19 protein-coding genes are annotated in these 22027 nt (G+C 61.5%); 3 read left to right on the plus strand and 16 right to left on the minus strand.

All coding sequences use genetic code 11. The annotated features are described in order from the left end of the window. Positions 1 to 4: 4 nt before the first annotated feature. Positions 5 to 1021, minus strand: coding sequence for a TRAP transporter substrate-binding protein (locus tag HPQ62_RS15135; RefSeq protein ID WP_206678089.1), 1017 nt, complete (start codon positions 1019 to 1021; stop codon positions 5 to 7). 217 nt (positions 1022 to 1238) lie between these two features. Here HPQ62_RS15135 and HPQ62_RS15140 point away from each other — a divergent pair, with 217 nt between their 5' ends. Next, on the plus strand, positions 1239 to 2144 hold the full coding sequence (locus tag HPQ62_RS15140; RefSeq protein ID WP_174803404.1) for a polysaccharide deacetylase family protein: 906 nt from the start codon (positions 1239 to 1241) through the stop codon (positions 2142 to 2144). A 53-nt stretch (positions 2145 to 2197) separates the two neighbouring features. On the opposite strand, the gene HPQ62_RS15145 is transcribed toward HPQ62_RS15140, so the two are convergent. The 3 genes from HPQ62_RS15145 to HPQ62_RS15155 are packed head-to-tail and all read right to left on the minus strand — an operon-like array spanning position 2198 to position 4959. Next, positions 2198 to 3448 (minus strand): Zn-dependent hydrolase, encoded by a 1251-nt coding sequence (locus HPQ62_RS15145; protein ID WP_174803405.1) that lies wholly within the window; start codon positions 3446 to 3448, stop codon positions 2198 to 2200. Beyond that, complete coding sequence (locus HPQ62_RS15150; protein ID WP_174803406.1) at positions 3445 to 4101, minus strand: TenA family protein; 657 nt, start codon at positions 4099 to 4101, stop codon at positions 3445 to 3447. Before HPQ62_RS15150 ends, HPQ62_RS15145 begins: the two co-directional genes overlap by 4 nt. Positions 4102 to 4113: 12 nt before the next feature. Then, positions 4114 to 4959, minus strand: coding sequence for a BtpA/SgcQ family protein (locus tag HPQ62_RS15155; protein ID WP_174803407.1), 846 nt, complete (start codon positions 4957 to 4959; stop codon positions 4114 to 4116). Between the two features lie 23 nt (positions 4960 to 4982). On the opposite strand from HPQ62_RS15155, the gene HPQ62_RS15160 reads away from it, so the two are divergent. Continuing rightward, positions 4983 to 5882, plus strand: coding sequence for a PfkB family carbohydrate kinase (locus tag HPQ62_RS15160; RefSeq protein ID WP_174803408.1), 900 nt, complete (start codon positions 4983 to 4985; stop codon positions 5880 to 5882). A 44-nt stretch (positions 5883 to 5926) separates the two neighbouring features. On the opposite strand, the gene HPQ62_RS15165 is transcribed toward HPQ62_RS15160, so the two are convergent. The 11 genes from HPQ62_RS15165 to HPQ62_RS15215 all read right to left on the minus strand — a co-directional run bounded on the left by HPQ62_RS15165 (position 5927) and on the right by HPQ62_RS15215 (position 18987). Then, positions 5927 to 6697, minus strand: coding sequence for a glutamine amidotransferase (locus tag HPQ62_RS15165; protein ID WP_174803409.1), 771 nt, complete (start codon positions 6695 to 6697; stop codon positions 5927 to 5929). 127 nt (positions 6698 to 6824) lie between these two features. Beyond that, positions 6825 to 7898 carry a phosphotriesterase family protein gene (locus HPQ62_RS15170; protein WP_174803410.1) on the minus strand — a complete coding sequence of 358 codons (1074 nt, stop codon included), beginning with the start codon at positions 7896 to 7898 and terminating at the stop codon, positions 6825 to 6827. Next, complete coding sequence (locus HPQ62_RS15175; protein ID WP_174803411.1) at positions 7898 to 8905, minus strand: ABC transporter permease; 1008 nt, start codon at positions 8903 to 8905, stop codon at positions 7898 to 7900. Before HPQ62_RS15175 ends, HPQ62_RS15170 begins: the two co-directional genes overlap by 1 nt. Beyond that, complete coding sequence (locus HPQ62_RS15180) at positions 8902 to 9711, minus strand: ATP-binding cassette domain-containing protein (protein ID WP_174803412.1); 810 nt, start codon at positions 9709 to 9711, stop codon at positions 8902 to 8904. The genes HPQ62_RS15175 and HPQ62_RS15180 overlap by 4 nt, the downstream gene beginning before the upstream one ends. Then, positions 9708 to 10661: an ABC transporter substrate-binding protein gene (locus tag HPQ62_RS15185; protein ID WP_174803413.1), complete on the minus strand. Its 954-nt coding sequence runs from the start codon at positions 10659 to 10661 to the stop codon at positions 9708 to 9710. Before HPQ62_RS15185 ends, HPQ62_RS15180 begins: the two co-directional genes overlap by 4 nt. 20 nt (positions 10662 to 10681) lie before the next feature. Further along, on the minus strand, positions 10682 to 11716 hold the full coding sequence (locus HPQ62_RS15190; protein ID WP_174803414.1) for a LacI family DNA-binding transcriptional regulator: 1035 nt from the start codon (positions 11714 to 11716) through the stop codon (positions 10682 to 10684). Between the two features lie 587 nt (positions 11717 to 12303). Then, the gene (locus HPQ62_RS15195) at positions 12304 to 13257 is read right to left on the minus strand and encodes an ABC transporter substrate-binding protein (protein ID WP_174803415.1); all 954 of its coding nucleotides are present in this window, start codon (positions 13255 to 13257) and stop codon (positions 12304 to 12306) included. A gap of 45 nt (positions 13258 to 13302) precedes the next feature. Further along, on the minus strand, positions 13303 to 14286 hold the full coding sequence (locus tag HPQ62_RS15200; protein WP_174803416.1) for an ABC transporter permease subunit: 984 nt from the start codon (positions 14284 to 14286) through the stop codon (positions 13303 to 13305). A gap of 32 nt (positions 14287 to 14318) precedes the next feature. Beyond that, positions 14319 to 15842, minus strand: coding sequence for a sugar ABC transporter ATP-binding protein (locus HPQ62_RS15205; RefSeq protein WP_244629713.1), 1524 nt, complete (start codon positions 15840 to 15842; stop codon positions 14319 to 14321). A gap of 409 nt (positions 15843 to 16251) precedes the next feature. Then, positions 16252 to 17439, minus strand: a complete 1188-nt coding sequence (locus tag HPQ62_RS15210) for an NAD(P)/FAD-dependent oxidoreductase (protein WP_342343720.1) — start codon at positions 17437 to 17439, stop codon at positions 16252 to 16254. 891 nt (positions 17440 to 18330) lie between these two features. After that, positions 18331 to 18987 carry a DsbA family protein gene (locus HPQ62_RS15215; protein ID WP_244629714.1) on the minus strand — a complete coding sequence of 219 codons (657 nt, stop codon included), beginning with the start codon at positions 18985 to 18987 and terminating at the stop codon, positions 18331 to 18333. Between the two features lie 107 nt (positions 18988 to 19094). Here HPQ62_RS15215 and HPQ62_RS15220 point away from each other — a divergent pair, with 107 nt between their 5' ends. Beyond that, positions 19095 to 19997, plus strand: coding sequence for a LysR family transcriptional regulator (locus HPQ62_RS15220; protein ID WP_244629715.1), 903 nt, complete (start codon positions 19095 to 19097; stop codon positions 19995 to 19997). Between the two features lie 699 nt (positions 19998 to 20696). On the opposite strand, the gene hemA is transcribed toward HPQ62_RS15220, so the two are convergent. Beyond that, complete coding sequence (gene hemA, locus HPQ62_RS15225) at positions 20697 to 21926, minus strand: 5-aminolevulinate synthase (RefSeq protein WP_174803419.1); 1230 nt, start codon at positions 21924 to 21926, stop codon at positions 20697 to 20699. Between the last annotated feature and the right edge of the window lie 101 nt (positions 21927 to 22027).

The raw sequence follows: 22027 nt of genomic DNA on the forward strand, positions 1-22027 counted from the left end.
GGGCTCAATTGCCGACGGCTTGCAGCGCGCCGTTCAGGAGGTCCGGGCCGATCGTCGGTTCAAACTGCTTGTAGACCGGGCCGACTTTCTCGCGAAACGCTGTGACATCGTCGATTTCGTTGATCTCCATGCCCTTTTCCTTCAACGCCGCGACCACCTGGTCTTCAGCCGCAGAGACGGCGGCGCGTTCGGTCTCGATGGCGGATTTTCCCGCCGCGATCACCGCCTGCTGCACATCCTCAGGCAGCTTGTTGAAGGTGCGCTCGGCCATCAGCAGCTGGATTGCCGAATAGGTATGGCGCGTGAAGCTCAGGTATTTGGTGACATCGGCATAATTGTTGGAATTGACGACCGAAGTCGGGATCTCGAGCCCGTCAATGGTGCCCTGCTGCATGGCGGTGAAAACCTCGCCCCAGGCCATCGGCACGGGGCTTCCGCCGAGCGCCGAAAACATCTCGATGAAGACGGGGTTCTGCATTGTGCGGTACTTGACGCCTTCGACATCTGCGGGCGTTCGCACTGGCCTGGTGTTGTTGATCATGTTGCGAAATCCGCCTTCGGCCGCCCCGAGAGACACGATCCCGTGCTTGCCCAGGTTCTCAGCCAGCTGCTGGCCCACCGATCCGTCGAGCACCGTGTGCGCCTGTTCGGCGTTGCCAAAGAGGAAGGGCAGATCGAGGAGCTGATAGGTCGGCTCCAGATTGGCGACCACCGCATTTGTGATGATGCCCATGTCGATCGTGCCGAATTGCAGCCCTTCGAGGATCTCCTTGTCGTCCCCGAGCTGCCGGTTGGGAAACAGCGATACCTCGACACGGCCCGGCATGGCGGTCTCGATCGCGTCCTTGAAGGCATGCGCCGTGATGGCATATGGGTCCGTTGGACTGTCGGCGGTCAGCCAGGCGAGCTTCAGGTTGAATTCCGCCGCGTGGGCAATGCCGACAGGCATGATGGTTGCCGCAGCCAGAGCCGCAGCAGCCACGGTGACGCATAAGGCCCGTCGTGTAATGGTCTTGATCATGTCTTCCTCCCTTGATCTCGCCGGTCCCGTGCCGGGAAACTATCAGAACACTACACGAGGGAGACGGACTGCACGAAATGCATAATCGGCAGTGCCGCATGCACGAAGTTCACCCTACCATTCTGCATGCGGTGCATGTCGCCGTGCAAGGATTGAAGTTCCCGCATATGCGGGCGGCGGTTAAACCTTGAGGCGCAACACGCCAGGAACATCCGCCATGACCGATACCGAAGACAGATACGAGACGATCGCGCTTCCCGCCGATCTGCTTTGGCCCAAGGGACGGAGGATCGCGGTCGTGTTCAACGTGGCATGGGAGATATGGCGCGACGGCAGGACCTCCGGCGTCGGGCCGATGGGCAATGTGCTGCCGGGCGGTCTCTTTGATCCCAACGCCGATTCCTACGGTCGCTACAATGCGGCGTCCGGAAGTCGGCGATTGCTCGATATCCTCGAGCGAAACGGGGTGCGGGCGAGCATTCTGGCCTCGGGACTGGTCGCCGAGCGTCAACCCGAAGCCCTGTCGCGGGCCGCGCGGGCGGGTCACGATATCGTCGGTCACGGGCTGTCGCAGGACATGCTGTCTCCCATGCTGAGCGCGGAGGACGATCGCGCATCGATCGAGCGCAGCACCGCGGCGATCACGGCGGCGACCGGCGCGCGCCCGTCGGGCTGGGTCAGTCCGCGTGTCACTTCAGGTCCTTCGGCTCAACGAAGGCTGATGCGGGCCGGATATCGCTGGCATGGCGACGCGCTCGATGCCGACCGGCCTTATCTGCAGCGGTTCGCCGAGGGCGAAATCCTCGCGATCCCGATGTCGGTCGAATTCAATGACCTGCCCCATGCCATGCGCTTCGGGCGGACGCCGGGTCAGTTCGTGGATCTCTTCGTGGAAGCCCTTAACGGCATCAAGTCGCAGCCCCCGGAAACGATCATTCTCGACATCTTCGCCCACGGCCATTGCTTCGGCCGGCCTGCCGCCGCCTGGGCGATCAACGACATCGCAGCCCATTGCTTCGCGGACCCATCTCTCTGGCTGACGACAAGGGCGGAGATTGCAGACCATTGTTATGCGGCGATGAACGCAAGGCCGACCCAGGCCAGGCACCATATCCACCCATGATGCTTGCTCTCATGGACATCAGAGCCCGCAAAACTTGAAGTACCTCATGAAGGTCACAACCGGCTAAGCAATTCCAGCACCGACGTCAGGAACATGCGGGCGCCTGCGATGCTGTCTTCCGGCCTGACGAACTCAGCCTCGTTGTGGCTCAGGCCGTCGCGGCAGGGAACGAAGATCATGGCAGATGGCGCATGGCCTGCGAGAAACAACGCATCGTGAAAGGCGCCGGAGATCATGGCTCTGGTCCTGAAACCGCCCTTCTGCGCGGCAATCTGCAATGCGGAGACGACGTCATCGGCAAAGGTGACGGGCGCCATGTCGACGGTCTTGCTGATGGCAACGGTCACGACTTCCGCTTCGGCCGCTTCCGCCAGCCGTTTGCGGATGCGCGCTTCAAGCCGGTCGAGAACATCGGCTTGCGGGTGGCGAAGGTCGATCGAGCAGCCGGCCGTCGCCGGAATCGCATTGACGCTGCCCGGCGTCACGGCAATCCGTCCGACCGTGAAGCGGGCCTCGGCGTTTTCGGGCATGATCGTTGCATAAAGTTCCGCAAGCGCCGCCGTGAGCGCCTTCAGTGGATCGCGCCGGTATTGAAGCGCCGTGGTGCCGGCATGCGCCGTCTGCCCTTCGAAGAGAACCTCCAGCCAGCGGGTCCCCTGCACGCCGGTGACAATGCCCACGGGGATCTCTTCGCGCTCAAGCGAGGGGCCCTGCTCGATATGGAGCTCGAGATAGGCGGCGACCGGACATCCGAGCGCGCGATGACCGACATCAGGCGCAAGCGCCGCAATCGTTGCAAGGCGCTCGTCATCGAACAGAGCGCCGTCATCGACCGCGCGCAGCGCTTCCCATCCGTCCGGGATGCTGCCCTCGACGAAGGCACGCGATCCCATGCAGCCCGGTGCGAAACGGCAGCCTTCCTCGTTGGTCCAGACGACCACTTCGACCGGCCTCTGCGGCACGACACCGGCATCCGCGAGGCTTTCCAGAACCTCGAAGGCGGTCAGTGTGCCAAGCGCGCCATCGAAACGGCCGCCCGCAGGCTGGCTGTCGAGATGCGAGCCGATCAGCAAGGGCGGCAGGCTCGGATCGCGACCCTCCATGCGGATGAACAGGTTGGCCATATCGTCCTGAAAGACGGAAAAGCCGCGCGCTTTGGAAAGCGCCGTCAAAAACGCGCGGGCTTCACGATCGCGGCGTGTCAAGGCCTGCCTGTTCACCCCGCCGCCAGGCGTGGCACCGATCGCGGCGAAGGCGTCGAGGCGCGCAAGGAGACGGTCTGCACTGACCTGAGGCGACGTCATGCCGCCGGTTCCTGTTGATAGGCGGCAGTGTGGAAGTCGATCTCGAGCCGCATCGCCTTGCCGAAGACGGCGCTGAGATGCGCCCTCTGGCCTTCACTGAGCGTTTCGCCCGCCTCGTCGAGCCGAACCTTCAGCCATGTGGCCTGGGCGGCAAAGGCGTCATCGGTGTGAAGCCCCACCCATTCCGCCAGAAGCGGATCGGAAATGCTCTGCTGCGCCGCGTCCTTCGACCACGTCCAATACATCCATTCGGCGGCAAACATCGCCGCGACGGTGTCTATGAAACCACCGTCGCGCGCGATTGCGAGCATGCCCTCGCGAAACCGCGCAACGGCCGGAACGTTCACGTCGAAGTCCGCCGCATCAATACCGCGAGCGGCAAATGTCCGCTCGAAATAGGTGATCTGGTGGTTTGCGAGGGCATCGAGCACGCCGATCAGAAAGCGCCGGTCAGCCATGGTCTCGGCCCTTGCCAATGCATAGGCAAAGATCGAGATCGCCGTCTCGACAAAGGCGCCCTCGAATACAAGATAGCGTTCGAACGCAGCCTTCGGCAGAGTATCGGCCTTGATGTCCTCGACGAAACGGTGCGTGACCATTTCGTCGAACACGGATCTGTTCTCGCGCAGAATGAAGTCGGAGAGCTTTTCCATCCGGGCGGCCCCTCAATCCCGGCCGAGTGCGGGGCGCGCTGCGTCCATGAAGGTCCTGACCCGTTCCGGATCGACCGGGTTCCACCACACACCGCCTTCCTTGAGGGAAGAGGCGACGATCACGCCATTGGTGCGGGCTAGGATGTCGCCGATATTGTCCTTGTTGACACCCGAACCGACCATCAACGGCAGGTCCGTTGCCGAGCGGACTTCGTCGATCTCCTCGATCGTTGCCGCGTTGCCGGTGCGCTGGCCGGTGGCGATCACCACATCGGCATCGAAGAAGGCGAGATCGCGGGTCTGTTCGGGAATGGTGCGGTCGGCGGTGATCGCATGGGCACCATGTTTCACATGGCTGTCGGCAAAGACCTTGATGTGTTCGGCGCGCAACAGCGCACGATAGCGCAGAGCCTCACCGGCGCGGCCTTCCATGAAGCCTTCATTGGCGACATAGGCATTGGCCCACTGGTTGACGCGGATGAAGTGCGCACCGCCGGCAAGCGCGATCGCAAGCGCCGGGATCGGCGCATTCGCCAGCACATTGATGCCAAGCGGAACGCCGGTTGCCGTCTTGATCCGATCGGTTACCACAGACATGAAGGCCGCGGTTTCATGGCCGATGTCCTCCGGCTTGGAAAACGGGATATCGCCGTGATTTTCAATCACCAGTCCGTCGAGGCCACCGCCGATCAGGGCGTCGGCATCCCGCATGCACGCATCATAGATGCTATCGACCGATGCGCCTCTGTAACGCGGGGAGCCGGGAAAGGACGGGCAATGGATCATGCCAAGCAGAACCTTGTCAGCCTGAAATATTTCCCGTATGGCGCTTGAAGTTCCATCTGATATTTTCTGCATAAAACTCTCCAGGAAGCTAAAAAATGCGTGCGTTCGTGATTGGTAATGCCGCTATTGACGAAACCATTTCAGTCGACGGGCTACCGGAGCCCGGCGTCTCGATCTTGGGCCGGATCGTAAGCCGCGATCTGGGCGGCAAAGGCACCAACCAGGCCGTTGTCATGGCCCGTGGCGGCCTTGAAACCACCCTCGTTTCGGCCACCGGCGACGATTTCCGTTCGGCAACGATCTGCGAGCAGCTTGCCCAAGAACCGCTTGATGCAAGGCTTTCGCGGCTTTCCGGCATATCGACCGATTTCTCGATGGTGCTGACCACGCCTGACGGCGAGAACGCGAACGTGACCACCACCGAAGCCGCCGAAGCGCTGCCGCTTGACGTCGCAATGAAGGCGCTTGGCGAAGCAGAGCCCGGCGATTTTCTCGTCATGCAGGGCAATCTCAACGCCGCAACGACCGAGGCGCTTTTGAAGAGCGGCCGCGAACGCGGCATGGTGACAGTTTTCAACCCGTCGCCCCTTCGCCCGTATTTCGATCGCCTCTGGCGTTTCATCGACATTGTCTTTCTTAACGAGAGCGAAAGTCTGAGCCTTGCCGGCAGCACCGGACAGACGGCCGCCGAAACCCTTCATGGCCTCGGCATTCGCCAGGTCGTGCTGACCGCGGGCACCAACGGCGCCATTTTGAGCACGAGCGGCGGCGACTTCGTCCACGTCCCCGCCGTCAAGGCAACGGCCATCGACACCACCGGCGCCGGCGACACTTTCATGGGCGCGGCACTGGCATCGGCCGCCCATCGTGGCGGTGTGCTCGACGCGCGCGCCATTTCCCACGCAAGCGCTGCATCTGCACTGACCGTTGCCCGACGCGGAACGCGCCGGGCCTTTCCCAGTCGGGACGAACTTGCGATGATTTTCGCCGGCTAAGGGGGTCGCCGGCGCGTTGGGAATGCAAGTCCGTCCCGGTCTCGTCATTCCGTTTCGGCAAGCCAGCCGAGGATGTTCTTCCAAAGCGTGCCATAACCGTCCCATTCGCAGAAGGCGGGCGAAAGCCAGTGCGGGCCGATATCCGAGGTCCAGACGGCGCTTCTGCCCTTGCCGGCCCGGCCTGTCACCAGCAGCGGATGACCGCCCTGTTCTTCCGGCAGACGGGCAACCACTTCGATATCGTCGCGTTCGCGCAACTCGACCTCGTTGACGCCGAGCATGACCGGCCAATCACCTGAAATACCCGCAAGCGTCGGATGATCGGCCAGCAGGATGTCGGGCGTCGTGCCTTCCGGTATTTCCACGCGGTCATCCCACGGTAGGCAGGTCACCGGCAGCACATCCTCGACGGCGGTCCGCCGCCAGCGCGCCTTGCCGTCTATGCCCTGGAACGAGAAGTAGCCCCCGCACATCAACAGGCCACCGCCCTTTTCTACCCAGGCCTTGATCAGCTTCAGGCGATTGGGAACAGTCTTCGACTGCTGCCATACGGCGGGCGGCAGAAGCAGCGTGTTGGCGCCGATGTCAGACAGGATGATCACGTCATATGTGTCGAGCCCTTCCATCTCGAAGGGAAAGCCGTCCGCAGCCTCGTGGGCGGTCATGTAGGTCAGTTCGAATTCGCTGCCCTTCAGCGCATCGACCAGCGGCTTGGCACCAAGGTGGAAGTGGACGCTGCCGAACTGGTCGAACCCCTTGTAATGGGTTTCGGAGGTGACCCAGCTTTCACCGACCAGAAGTACTTTCTTTGTCATTTCAGTCCCGTTTCTGTTCGAATTTCAGAGCAGTTCCGCATTTCACGGAAACCGCGAAACAGCTCCATCTCTTTGTCTTGGCGCATTTTCGCGATCGTCAGGTGTTTCCACCTGGCCGCGATATGCTCTATCGCACGGCGCTGTCGAAAACCGCGCGCGGATTGTCAGTCATGAACCGCACAAGCATTGCCTGATCAAGCCCGTGGCGGGCGAGGCGCGGCAGAAAGTGGCGCAGCACATAGGCATAGCCGTTGCCGCCATAATGCGTGAGCATCATCTTCAGGAAGACGTCATGCGACAGGAGAAGACGTCCGCCATGGCCCGCCTCGACCAGCCTGACGATCGCACGGGCACACTCCTCGTCGCTCGGGCACTGCACCTGCTGGTCGGCATAGAAGAAATCCATGCCGATCATGTCGTACTCGATAAAGGCACCGCGCGATGCGAGTTCGCTCTGATAGGTGAAATCGTCATGGGAAGGGTTCATGTGGCAGAGCACGGTATGATTCAGGTCCGCGCCCTCGCCCGCAACCGTATCCAGCACCTCATGGCCGAGGCGGAACCAGCCCGGCAGATGCACCATCAGCGGCAGGCCGGTGCGGCGCTGAGCCTGGGCTGCGCCGCGCAGAGACTTGCGCTCTGCTTCAGTAAAATCGGCGGAAACGCCGATCTCGCCGATCAGCCCGATCTTTACGCCCGTGCCGTCAATGCCGGCCGTCGCCTCGTCAACGATCTCGTCGGCAATATCCTTCTCCGACATCGATGCGAGCTTTTCGGGGTGGGAATCCTGCAGATAATATCCCGCGCCGATGACGATGTTGAGGCCCGTGGCCGCCGAAATGCGCTGCATGGCTTCGGGATTGCGCCCGATGCCCTGGCAGGTGGGTTCGACCAGCGTGCGCCCGCCGGCATCGACGAACGGCTTCAGTTCTGAAATCGCGAGCTTCTCATCATCAAGCGTGATGTTGTGCTTGTTGACGAAGGGATCCTGACGCAACTCGCTCAGGATCTCCATGCAGACGAAACCGCCAGCGAGGTACTGCCGCTCCGGCGTCCTAGGCGGGTTCCACCAGCATGTGCAGTCATTCAGCACATGCTCGTGCATCAATGTCACACCGATATCGGCAGCACTGACCGGCCCGTTGACCGTCATGACCTTGCCGGAGCCCGTATGGGCTTCGGAAAGTTCGGTTGCAGACATCATTTCCCTCCCCTGCTCCGGCGGAAGCTGAAATTCGCGCCGAATATCCGGGTGTTAAGCCAGATCGCCAGAAGAATGATCGCCCCGGTAACGATCTGGGTGAAGAACGGCGAGATATGCATCAGGATCAGACCATTTCCGATGACGGCAATGGTCATGGTGCCAAGCACGGTCCCGAGGATGGTGCCGCGACCGCCCATCAGCGATGTCCCGCCAAGAACCACGGCGGCGATTGCCTGCAGTTCAAACCCGACGGCTGCGTTGGATGAGCCGGAACCGAGGCGCGCTGCCATCAACAGGCCGGCCAGTCCGCAGGCAAGGCCAGAAAGCACGTAGACCGACATCAGCACGAATCTGGCAGGCATGCCGACGCGGCGTGCCGCCTCCAGATTGGAACCGATGGCGACAACCTGGCGACCATAGCGCGTCTTCGAGATTACGATATAGCCGATGATCGCGACGATGACCGCGATGATGGCCGGGAACGGCACGCCGAACACTTCACCACGGCCGAGGAACAGAAAACCCTCAACATCGCGGATCGGGATCGAATAGCCTTTGGTGAGATAAAGCGCGAGGCCACGGAAGATCGAGAGGCCGGCGAGCGTGACGATGAAGGCGGGAATGCCCTGATAGGAGACGAACCAGCCCTGGAACAGTCCTATGAAGGCTCCGAGCGCCAGCATGGCGACGATGGCAAGCGGCCAGGGCATGCCGGCGGCGATGATCATCGCGACCACCGCATTGATGACCGCGATGATCGAGCCCACGGAGAGGTCGATACCGCCGGTGATGATCACGAAGGTCATGGCGATGGCGACGATCAGGATCGGCGCTGCCTGCCGGATGACATTGAGCAGGTTGCCGGTCGTCAGGAACGTATCGGTGCTGACCGAGAAGAAGATGAAGCAGACGGCGAAGAAGAAGGCGATGGAGAGCACCTGGGCGTTTTCACCGAGAAAGTCGATGATCGGCGAGCCCTTGGCGCGTTCGGTATAGGCGCTCAATGTCTTTGTCCCCCGACAATGAGTTGGACGAGGTCTTCGAGGCTGGTGTCGCCGATCATGCGTTCGGCAACCTTGGTGCCTTCATACATGACGGCAATACGGTCGCAGACACGGAACAGGTCCTGCAGGCGGTGGGTGATCAGGACGACCGAAACACCCTTGGCCTTGACCCGGTTGATCAGGTTCAGCACGGCTTCCACCTCCGCCACGGCCAGCGCCGAGGTCGGTTCATCCATGATCAGGACTTTCGGCTGGAAGGATGCAGCGCGCGCGATCGCGATCGCCTGACGCTGACCGCCCGAGAGCTTCTCCACCTTGGCGGAAAGACGCGGAATGCGGATCTCGAGCGCCTCGAGCATGCGCTCGGCCTCAACCGTCATCTTCTTGCGATCAAGAAACAGGCCACTGGAGATTTCGCGGCCGAGAAACAGATTGCCCACGACATCGATATGGTCACACAGGCTCAGATCCTGGAACACCATTTCGATGTTGCGATTGCGGGCATCGGCCGGTCCCGACAGCGCGACGGCTTCGCCGCCAATCCTGATCGTGCCGCCGTCTGGAATGTAGGTACCGGAAATGATCTTGGTGAGGGTCGATTTCCCTGCGGCATTGTCGCCGACGAGGCCGAGGCACTCGCCGGGATAAAGGTCGAGGTCGACCCCGCGCAGCGCCTGATGCGAGCCGAAGGTCTTGGTTATGCCGCGAAGGGAAATGGCCGGTTCTTTCGAGGGCCTCTCCGGCGAGCGGAGGGGGGCATCCCCTCCACTGCCGGCGGCACCCATTTGCTGGATATCCGACATCATTTAAAGATAGCGCGGTAAGGTTCGACATTGGTGTTGTCGACGATCGTGACAGGCACCGAGATCGAAGCTTCGACGGTCTCGCCGCTGGAGAGATCGTTGAGCGCCTCGACGGCGGCAGCCCCCATCAGCGCCGGATCCTGCTGGATCACGGCGACGACGAAGCCGTCATCGATGCCGTTGATCGCCTGGGCCGTCAGGTCCCAGCCGAAGATCTTGATGTCGTCCTGCTTGCCCTGGCTTTCGACAGCGGCGATCGCACCCATCAGGGCCGGCTCGCCAGTGGCGTAAATGGCGGTCAGGTCGGGGTTGGCGGTAATCAGGTTTTCCGCCGCTGCAAGCGCTGTATCCTGCACATTCTGGCCATCCACGACGCCGGCAAGCTCGATGCCGTCAACACCTTCGATTGCGCCCTGGAAGCCTTCCTGACGCACGTTCTGAATGTAGGAGTTCAAGGCGCCGACGACGCCGACCTTGGCCTTGCCGCCCATATCCGCCTTCACATAGTCGAGGAAATAGGCGCCGATGTCTGCGCCAGCCTTGGCGTTGTCGACACCGATCTGGGCTTTCTGCGGGCCTTCAGGCAGGATCGCGTCGATCGCGACAACCGGAATTCCGGCCGCATCGGCCTGCTCGACGGCGGGCATGATACCGTTGACGTCGATCGCAACGACAGCAAGGCCGTCCACGCCTTCCTGAATGTAGGTTTCGACAGCGTTGTTCTGCATCGCCGGGTCGTTATTGGCATTGTAGATCTGCAGTCCAACGCCGAGTTCCTTCGCCTTTTCTTCCGCACCGCGATTGATGTCGTTGAAGAACAGGGCCTGCTGGTTGATCTGCACAAGCGCGAACGTCTTGTCAGCGGCGACTGCGCCGGTCGAAAGGCCGCCTGCCAAAACACCGGCGGCAAGCGCTGTCGAAAGGAGTGTCCTGCGGGAAAATCTGAAAGTCATGCGTTCATCCTCTGGCTTGGTTATGAGCGTCGCTTTTTTTCGATCGCCGGCGGCGCGACGGAACTCCGCACGACGATTTCCACGGGCAGCAGTTCTTCCCGTTCGAGGGAGCCGGACTGCTGCCAATCGGTTTCAAGAAGAAGAGACAGGGCGCGCGCGCCGATCGAGCGGACCGGCTGGCGCACCGCCGTCAAGGGCGGCGAAAACAGGTGGAGCGGGCCGACATCGTCGAAACCTATGACCGATACCCGGTCGGGAACGCTGACGCCCTCGGAATAGAGGACCTCGATCATGCCGATCGCGATTTCGTCGGAACTGGCAAAGATCGCGGTGGCCGGAAGCTTCTCGTCGAGAAAACGCCGCGCCGCATGACGACCGGCCGAAACGGTGTATTCGCCGCAGTAGCGGGTGATCTCGACGTTTTCGCCAAAACGCTCGCGAAGCCCCTGCTCGAGCCCTGCGTGGCGGCGGGTGGTGGAAATCATCGCTTCGGGTCCACCGACAAAGACCACCTTGTTATGGCCGAACTCGGCCAGATGCCGTCCCGCAAGATAGCCGCCCTGGTGATTGTCGCAGAACAGCTTGGGGACCATGGCGCCCGGTACGTCCTCGTCGACGATGACAACCTTTCCGGTGCGGTTGATCAGGGCTGCAAGCTCGCCATCATCCGGATGGTTGGTGACGAAGATCAGCCCGTCGACGTGGTGATGCTCGATGAGACCGAGATATTTCTTCTCGCGTCCAGGCCGGTTGAGCGTGGCATTGAGCGAGACGGCAAGACCAAGCTTGTCCGCCTCCTCCTCGATCGCGGCGACGAGCATTGCGAAGAACGGGTTCGAGATATCGGGAATGACGAGTCCGATCATGTCGGAGCGGCCGCGGCTGAGGCGCTGTGCATGCGGGTTCGGAACATAGCCCAGATCGTGGATGGCGGTTTCGATGCGCATCCGCGTTTCATCCGGCAGGACCAGTGAGCCGTTCAGGAGACGCGAAATCGTCGCCACGGAAACGCCCGCAGCCTTCGCCACATCTTTCAGGCCTGGTGCCTTTGCCATCTCGTTCGCCCTCGGAAGGCCTTTGCGACCTTCTCAGTTTCATTTTGTAAAGCGATTTACTAAACCGCTTTACAAGAAAAGTTCAAATCCCGCCTTTTGTCAACTCCATTGTGCTCGCCTCGAAGGTTCCGGATGTCGCCCGCCGGTTCATGGACACGCTCTACATGTTCAGGATTGGGTTCAGCTGGGTGGCTATGAAAGCCTTGTTCTGCCCGTCCATCCGCGATCGCGCAGCCTTCGGCTGTGGAAGGAAAGAGGCCCGATCATTCGCCTTCAGATCGGCCTTGAGGACGCCGCTGATCTGGAAGCCGACCGCGCCCCGTGCGCTGGCGTCTGCAGAATTGACCTGATCTGCCGGGTGAAGAAAACCGGGATGTCTGGTCAACGTCTAAGCCCTCTGACCCGTACCCGAGGAGACGCGTCGGCTGAGCAATTTGAAAATGAGGGTAAAGAGATGGTGCGGGAACGCGCCTTTCATTTCCCGACGCGCGCCGCGAGCTGGAGCGGGCCATGACGGCAATCCGACATGCCCCAATGCAACATGGCCCAATGCGACATGGTCCAATGCGACATGGCCCGCCCCTCTATCAGTCGCGCTTCGCCGTCCAGCCCTTGTAGCTGTTGATGTTGTCAGCCGTGATGAGTTCGGGCTCGAGCAGAACGGTGGTCTCCGCTATCTCCTCGCCGTTGAAGAACTTGTAGCCGAGTTCGAGTGCCTCACCGGCCATCAGATAAGGGTCCTGCGATGCGGAAGCCTTGACCAGCGAATTCGGGTCCTTCAGCGATTTTTCGGTGTCCGGCGCCCCGTCTACACCGGTAATGATGACATCGCGGCCAAGCTGCCTTGCAGCAAGCTGTGCGCCAAGCGCCATCGGGTCATTCGCGCCGAAGACGGCGTCGAGATCGGAATAGCGGGTCAGCAGGCCCTGCATCACGTTCATGCCGCCTTCGCGCGCCGCGCCGCCATTCTGATCGTTAGAAACGACATTGATGCCGTCATTGGCCTTGAACACATCCATGCAGCCGGAGAACCGGTCGTTCAGCGACGAAGAGGACGGGCCCTTGATGATGGCGACATTGCCTTTGCTGTCGAGCGCATCGACAATGTACTGGCAGGCTTTCTTGCCGGCGGCGATATTGTCGGTCATGACCGTGACATCGGCGCCGGGTGCCGACACGTCGAAGGCCGCAACGGTGATGCCCGCCTTCTTCGCACGCTGTACCGCAGGCGCAATCGCGGTGTCGTCAACCGCATTCAGCATGATGATGTCGACGCCCTTCGCGATGAAGCTGTCGATCTGGCTGACCTGCTTGTTGAGGTCGTAGTCGGCGGAGACCGACGTGATTTCAACATCCGGGTTGATCTCGCGGGCGCGATCCTCAATACCCTTGATGGTCGCGACGAAGAAGGGGTTCCCCAGAAGACCGACGGAAATGCCGATGCTGTTCAAGGGCTTGTCCTCGGCCTGGGCAGCAAGGCTGCCGGTCGTCAGGGCAAGCGCCGCCGCCCCGGCAAAAAGGATCTTTTTCGAAATACGCATGTAGTCTTCCTCCACTTTGGTTTTCTTCGGGTTTTCGGGCACGGGTCAGGTCGTGCCGGAACTCCTGCCGCGGAACCGGTCAAGCGTCACGGCGGCAATGATTACGAGGCCTTTGATGATGAACTGCCAGATATCGGACGTACCTGTCAGAATGAGGCCGTTTGAAAGAACAGCGATGATCAGCGCACCGATCAGCGTGCCCCAGATGGAGCCGACGCCGCCGATGAAACTGGTTCCTCCAAGAATGACGGCGGCAATGGCATCAAGTTCGTAGGATTGACCGAGCTGCAGGCCATTGGCGGCATAGAGGCGCGCGGCGGACATGACCCCGCCGAGACCGGCCATCAGGCCTGAGAAGCCGTAGACGAACAACAGGACGACCGGCACCTTGATCCCCGTCAACCGGGCAGCCTCCTGGTTTCCGCCCACTGCATAAATCCAGGTGCCCAGAACGGTGCGGCGAAGAATGAACCAGGCGACGAGAATGACGGCCAGCGCCAGAATGGCGAGAATCGGCACCCCCAGAATGTCTCCGTTACCGATGATCGCAAACGGCAGATCGCCATTGAAGACCGTCGTATCTTGGCCCATCAGACGCGCCACACCGCGCACCGCCGTCAATGATCCAAGGGTCACGATGAAGGGCGGCAGCTGCAACAAGGCCACCAGCGAGCCGTTGGCGAGCCCGAAAAACAGCCCCAGCCCCAGCCCTGCCGGCACGCCGAGCCATCCAAGCTCCGGCATGAGCGAAAAGATCACCGCTGCCATGGCCGAAGCCGCAAGAATGGAGCCAACCGAAAGGTCGATGCCGCCGGTCAGGATGACGAAGGTCATGCCCGCCGCCAGCACGATGTTGATCGAGGCCTGCTGCAGAACGATCGAAAGATTGTTGACCGCAAGAAACTTGCCCGTCAGCAGCTGAAATCCGATTGCAAGCAGGATCAGCACCGGCAGCATGCCCACCGTCTTTGCCAACGCGCTGAAATTCAGGGACCTGCTTCCCGACGATCCGCTCCCGGCTTCACTCATACTCGTCTCCCTGGCCCTACGGCCTTCCCTCTTCAGGCGGCGGACCGTGTACCGGTCGACAACCGCATAATTGCTTCCTGCTCGATCGGCTTGCCGGCAGCTGACCTGACCTCACCCGCAATCCTGCCCTCGCGCATGACGATTGCGCGGTCTGCCACGTTGATGATCTCCGGCAGCTCGCTTGAGATCATGATGATGGCAAGTCCCTGCCGCGCCAGCTCATCGATGATCCTGTAGATCTCCGATTTCGCCCCGACATCGACCCCGCGCGTCGGCTCATCAAGAATGATGACCTTGGGATGCACCTCCAGCAGCCGGCCAAGCAGCACCTTTTGCTGATTGCCGCCCGACAGCGATCCGACATTGGCGAAAGGCGAATGCGCGCGGATGGAGAGCGCCTCGAACTGACGCCTTGCACGATCGCGTGCTGCACGGAAATTACGCATGCCGCCCGGTCCGGCATCTTTTCCCATCACGCAGACATTGATGTTGTCGGCAATCGTCATATCCAGAAAAAGACCAAGCTGCTTGCGGTCTTCGGTCAGGTATACGATGCCTTCGGAAAGGGCAGCGCCGGGGCTGTGCGGGGTGACCTCGGTGCCATTCAGAAAAACCTTGCCGGCGCTTGCCCTGTCAGCACCGTAGATCAACCGCGCAAGCTCCGTGCGGCCGGAACCCACGAGCCCCGCAATACCCAAAACCTCGCCCCTGCACACACGGAAGGAGCAGTCTTTTACCTTGGTGCCAGCGCTCATGTTCTGCACCTCGAGGACGACTTCGCTGTCTTCGCCGTGGTCCACATGCTCCTTGGTATAAAAGGATGAAAGCTCGCGGCCCACCATCATCGAGATCAGGCGCTCCGCGCTCAGCTGGTCACGGGTGAGCGTTCCGATATAGCGCCCGTCGCGCAGCACCGAGCAGCGGTCGGCAAGGCGGTAGATTTCATCCATGCGGTGGCTGATATAGATGATCGCGATGCCATCTGCCTTCAGCGCTGCAATCACCTCGAAAAGGCGTTCCGTCTCCCGGCTCGAAAGCGAGGTGGTCGGCTCGTCCATGACAATGATCCGGGCATTGGTGGACATGGCGCGCGCGATCTCCACCAATTGCCGCTCCCCGAGCGACAGGCTTCCAACAATCGTCGACGGTGAAAAATTGACACCAAGCCGCTTCAGAATTGGCCTGGTCGCGTCCCGCATTTCAGCGCGATTGACGATGCCGGCCCGCGCACGCTCCGCTCCCAGAAAGATGTTCTCGGCAACCGTCAGATTGGGAGCGAGCGAAAGTTCCTGATAGATCACCGCGACGCCGCGCGCCTTGGCCGCTTTCGGATTGCCGGTCGGCATCGCTTCTCCGCCAACGAGGATGGAGCCGCCCTTGTCCGGGACATAGGCGCCGGAAAGGATCTTCATCAAAGTGGATTTGCCGGCGCCGTTCTCGCCCATGAGCGCATGCACCTCACCGCCATAGGCCGTGATCGCGACATCGGAAAGCGCCTTCACCGGACCAAAGGTCTTCGAGATGGCTTCCATTTCAAGAAGCGGGGAAGAGCTCATGAAAGCACCTCTGCGCATGCTGCTGCAAGATTGTTGCAAGGAGAACATGGGAGGCGCGGAAAGAAAGGATAATTTTTCGATCGGGGCATCATTTGAAGTCCGTCCTCCCCTACGGATACTTCCGATGTCATTCTGGCTCACGAGCGTTACCGCAGATCGCCTGAAAATTCAAATCGAAGCATTGGCCTTGGCCCTGAAAGCCGCGACGGCGCGCGGGCACCATGCGACTTGGTGCCCAGAATTTCCGAAAGCATGGAGTTGGTTGGCAGATCCGGCGTGTGTCCCTCTCCAACCCGTCGAACTCCAAAACACTCTGGAGCGACACCCGGTTGGTGCCGGGATGCCGCTCCGAGGCGGTTTCGTCCCGCATTGCAAAAACGCGTCTCCGGCCCGGCGTCGTGCGCCCCGTCTAGTCGACGCGGATATTCGGGCGCACCGATGCCGCGACCATGGCGGACAGCCACAGCAATGCAGCGCGCCACGCTCCATGCAACTCCACCTGATGCAGCCGGTAAAGCGCGGCGTGGCTCAGCCGGGCGAACTGGCCTTGAATGAAGCCGCCTTTGTAGAACCCCTGACGTCCGAGCGTGCCGAAGGCATTGTATTTGCCAAGCGACACCAGCGAACCCAGATCGCGGAACCTGAAAGGCGGAATCGGTCGGCCCTGGAGCGAAGCCGGCAGGTGCCTGGCAAGATGAAGGGCCTGCTGGCGGGCCACCTGGGCGGTCGGGGGCAGAGGCCGGTCCGATGGCGCGACCGTCAGGCTCGCACAATCCCCGATCGCGAAGACGTTATCGGTGCCTTTGACGCGCAGATCTGGTCCAACGACGATCTGCCCCGATCGGGCATGCTCGAATTCGCCGATGCCAGCAAAGGGGCCGGGCGCCCTGATCCCCGCCGCCCAGACCCGAAGCCTCGAATCGATGCGACGGCCATCGGCCAAGACAAAGCCATTCTCATCCGCCGTGACAACGCGCGTCGAGGTGAGCACCCGGACGCCGAGCTCGGACAGCTGCTTGTGCGCTCCGGCGGCGACGCTTTCGGGAAAGGCGGCGAGGATGCGGGGACCGCTCTCGATCAGCGTGATCCCGAGCTTTGGATCCAGACCGCTGCCGTAGCCCTTGGCGATCGCGACAAGCTGGTGAACCTCCGCGGCGAGCTCGACGCCGGTCGCGCCGCCGCCGACGATGGCGATGTTCAATGGCGTGCCCATTTCGGCGGCGCGCAGGAGATCGTCGTAGAAGAGCCGGTTGAAGTTCTGCGCCTCATGCAGATCATCGATGAACTGGCACCACTCGGCAACGCCCGGTGTGCCGAAGTCATTCGCGCGGCTGCCCCCGGCTAGAACCAGGAAATCGTAAGGTAAGGACCGCTCGGCCAGCACCTCCGCTCCCTCCTCGGACAGGATCGGCGCGAGCACGATCCGCCTTTGACGCACATCGACATCCGTCATCGTTCCCGGGATGAAACCGAAGCCGTGCGTTGCCGCATGGGCCAGATAGGAAATCTTCTCCTGATAGGCGTTGGCCGTGCCGGCGGCGAATGTGTGCAGCATCGGCTTCCAGACATGCCATAGGTTGCGGTCTACGAGCGAGATCTACGCCTCGCCCCGCAAGCCCAGTCGATGGCCAAGTCTTGTCGCGAGGGCCAGCCCCGCGATGCCTCCGCCTACGATGACGACATGTGTCCTGCCATTCTGCTTTGGCTGCATGATCATTCTTCCTGATGGCGCGCTTTCGCGCGGATTTCGCTCCCGGCCGTTCAGAAGCGCGTGACGACCAGGCCGTTCCATCCGAGATCGACATGGGCCAGAATGTAGAAGGGAATATCGACGGCGCGGGGCCTCCCGAAAATGAGCGTCTCCCCCATCATGACGATGAGCGGCGAGACCTCGAACGAGGCGAGAGCCGACAGGCATCCCGGAATTCACCTGCCTCCGCTCCGACATTCGCATCGGCCAACGCGAACAAGGGCTTTATCCGCTCTTCGCGGTAAGCAGCTGCCAATGACGGAGAGTGCGACCTCGCCTCCAAAATTTCATTGCCTAACAAGTCATTCAAAATTAGCACATCCGGATCAGCGCGCAAGTGGCTCCATGCGACGCGCACCGACAGCCCGAATGTCCCCGCTCCTTCTTCGGGAACAGGCTGGAGGCGGGATACTCTGACCATAAAATACGGGCTTTCCCGTCATTTCACGCTGACGATGATTAAGGGTCGCAAACTGATGCGGTGGATGCCCGACGGAGGTCGCTGATGGCTGGGTGCTGCCCGCACTCTGTCCGACGCCATGTCATTGCGAGCATGACGCAAAGCATCATCGCCAATGCCCTCAACGCTGTTGTCGCACGAAACCCACTTGGCGCGCTCGGGCGGCCGCCAATTGCCCGTGAGGTCGCGCTCATCTGATGACGATTACGCCCTTTGGAGGCGCTTTCCAGCTTTGCCGGATGGCTCTATAAGCGCGACGCTCGGGAAGATTTTTCGTGTCAGGCTCGCGCAGGCTGTTCGAGCGCGGCAAGAACGGCGTCGCCGCCCGAATAGAGGGTCTGGCTGTCGATGATCCGTGCCCCGTGCCGATCGGTAACGACGAGCTGCGGGACGCCATGGACGCCGAGCTTCGCCATCAATGCGAGCGCGTCGGAAATGCGGCGGTCGGTCGCCTCTTTCAGCGCCGCGTCGCCTTCGATCGCTGCCTGAATCGCCACTGAGTCGCGTTCGATCCCGAAGCGGCCGGCAACCGTCTCAGCAATGGCGGCCACCACATCGGCACGGGCCGTGTCCAGACCGTCGACGTAACGGGCCTTTTGCGCCGCATGCAGGAACAGCGGTTCGAGGGCGGGGTCGATCTGGCCCAGCGCGACGAGGCCGAGGGTCAGCGCCTGAGATGAAAACACGCCGCCCGGCGCACGCATCACACCTTGATGATAGGCCTCGCTGAAGGGTTGGCCGGTCAGCGCCTGGATGCGGCCGTCATTGGCGCGGGCATGGTCCGCGATCGCGGAGACGGGGCGGGGCGGCACAAAAAGGCCAGTCGGCATCAGCGTCAGCCGCTCGCCATAGGTCTCGGCGACGCGCTTCAGCTGAGGCGCAGCCGCATAGCACCAGCCGCAGAGCGGATCGAAAAGGTAGGTAAGATGAAACATCTCAGGCATCCTTATGCTTGTGCGTAATTGACGCCCTTATATTTTTTCCTGTTTTGAAGATATATGGGCTATTATTGCCAACACTGTTGCATGATATGAGCGAATAGATGCTGGATCGGATCATCGCCGCGGAAGTCTTCATCGAAACGGTCGAACGTGGCAGCGCCACGGCCGCCGCCGAGGCGCTTGGAATGTCGCGCGCCATGGCGTCCCGCTATCTCGCCGCGATGGAAGACTGGGCCGGAACACGCCTTCTGCACCGCTCGACCCGTCACATGTCGCTATCAACCGCCGGAGAGCGGGCGCTTGTCCGCTGCCGGAAGCTGGTAGAAATCGCAAACGGCATATCCGGCCAGGCGTCTGATGACGGGACGCCCCAGGGACAGTTGCGCGTTGCCATGCCCGGAATGCTGGCCGACGTGATCTTCCTGCCCATGGCGCCCGATTTCGCCAGTCGTTATCCGAAGGTATCGATCGATCTGCAGGTCACTGACCGGCTGGTCGATCTCGTCCAGGATCGGATCGACGTATCCCTGCGGATCAGCGGGTCGCTGGACAGCGCCGTGATCGCGCGTCGGCTCGGCGGCGTCAAGTCGGTGCTTTGCGCCGCCCCTGCCCTCATCTCGCGGATCGGCCTGCCGGAAGCCCCTGAGGCGCTTGCCGCCTGCCCTTGCGTGACCTTTGCGCAATTCGGCGGCGGCAGTTGGACCCTTTCTGGTCCTGGGCGCACCGCCCGGATCGAGGTCGATGGCCCGTTGCAGACCAACGAGACCCTGATCCTTGCCCGTGCGGCACTGGAGGGGCTGGGCGTTGTCATGCTGCCGGTCTTCGCCGCCCGCCCCTATATCGCCAGCGGAGAGCTGGTCCATGTATTGCCCGAATGGGAACCTCTCGCGCTATCGCTCTACGCGATCTATGCGTCGCGGCGGCACCTGCCAGCCGCCACACGCGCCTTCATCGACTTCATCGCCGAAAAGATCGCGCACGAAGCTCCCTTTCAAGGACACTAACGCCTGGGTGCCACGCTGACTGGATGCCGCCTTTCCAGACCCTAAAACAGCCGCTCTTGCGGCGACTGAAGCCGGTGCCTCGAAGGGGCGCTTTCCGCTCAGGCAGGGGTCACCTCCAAACCATGATCTCTCTCTCACGATACACTTCCCTTCCTCGGCTTTCTCGAGGACAGGAAGGCATGCTCGACCCAAGCGCCGCCATCGAACACCGAGTATGCGCAGCGGAAGCAGATCGATAAGAGGGTCGGTCCGGCCGCCAGTTCGGCGCGGTCGAGCGCGCAGGCGTCAGGCAACCCGGCGGGTCGCGCCGAGCCAGCCAAGCACCTGCCCGGCCTTAAAGAGCGCATCATGCGGCCAAGCGTGCCGCCGCAGCCAGATTGGAAATCCAGCCTGATGTGAAGGTTAACACGCGCTCCTTGCCTTGCAGGCCGGCCAGTTCGCCCTCCGTGTTGTCAACCGCCGACCTTCAAGTCGGGCGCTGAGGGATCAACGGTGTGCTCGACCTTTTCCCGCTGCCTTTTGGCTTCTCTCTCTCTTGCTTGCTCCCTTTCTCCATCACGGTGTGACTTCAGTGAGTAGAAGATGGTCGCGGCGAGTACGCCAAACTTGAATATTATAAGGACTATGGGAATCCAGTTCATCGTTTTGACTCTGTCACTTTGTGTTGTTTTATGCGTTCGATCGCGAAATTGTACGGCCTCAGGCGACGTGACGGGCCTTGCCGAGCCAGTCGAGCGCCTGCCCGGCTTCGGAGAGCGCTTGCGTCAAAGCGAGCATGTGATCTTGGGTGTGAAACGGCGTCGGCGTGATCCTCAGGCGCTCCTGCCCCCGGGCTACCGTGGGATAGTTGATCGGCTGGACATAGATGTCGTGCTGATCGAGAAGACGCGCGCAGATCTCGCGACAGAGATGCGCATCGCCCACGATCACGGGCAGGATGTGGCTTGGCGTATCGAGTACCGGGATCCCGGCGGCCTGGAGCATGGCCTTCAGTGCGGCAGCATTTTCCGCCTGTCGGGTGCGCTCCTCCGGATGGGTCCGGACATGGCGCACCGCCGCAAGGGCGCCGGCGGCGAGATGCGGACAGAGGGAGGTGGTGAAGATGAAGCTGTCCGCCATCGAGCGGATCACATCGACCAGCAGCGCCGGGCCCGCGACATAGCCGCCCATCACCCCGAAGGCCTTGGCAAGCGTGCCTTCGATGATCGTCAGCCGGTCGGCGAGGCCTTCGCGGTCGGCGATGCCGCCGCCCTCGGGTCCGTAGAGACCGACGGCATGGACCTCGTCGAGATAGGTGATCGCGCCGTAACGGTCGGCGACGTCGCAGATCGCCGCGATCGGCGCGATATCGCCGTCCATGCTGTAGACGCTCTCGAAGGCGACGATTTTCGGCCGGGCAGGATCAATTCCCGCCATCAGTTCCTCAAGGTGGGCAACATCATTGTGGCGGAAGATGAAACGCTCGGCGCCGGAGCGCCTGATGCCCTCGATCATCGAATTGTGATTGAGCGCGTCGGAGAAGATCGCGCAATCCGGCAGGATGCGGCCAAGCGTGCCGAGCGCGGCCAGATTTGAAATCCAGCCTGACGTGAAGATCAGCGCCGCCTCCTTGCCATGCAGGTCGGCAAGCTCGCTTTCCAGCGCGACATGCTGATGATTGGTGCCGGAAATATTGCGCGTGCCGCCTGTTCCCGCGCCGGAAAGATCGATCGCACGATGCATTGCGTCGAGAATATCGGGGTGCTGGCCCATGCCGAGATAATCATTGCTGCACCAGACGGTCACCCGCTGCGTGGTGCCATCCGGCCTGTGCCGCAGCGCCGCCGGGAAAGCGCCTGCGATACGTTCAAGCTCCGCGAATGTCCTGTAGCGTCCATCAAGTTTCAGCTCCGAAAGCAGAGCCTGAAACCTGTCATCGTAATTCGTCATGATATTGCCACCTGCAATGTGCGGTCCTGCGTTGGCCGGATCAGGAGACTCCGAATAGCCATACACTTCCCCGAAAATAGCTATTGTATGCCTCTAATGCA

Source organism: Martelella limonii, assembly GCF_013344475.1.
Lineage (GTDB): Bacteria > Pseudomonadota > Alphaproteobacteria > Rhizobiales > Rhizobiaceae > Martelella > Martelella limonii.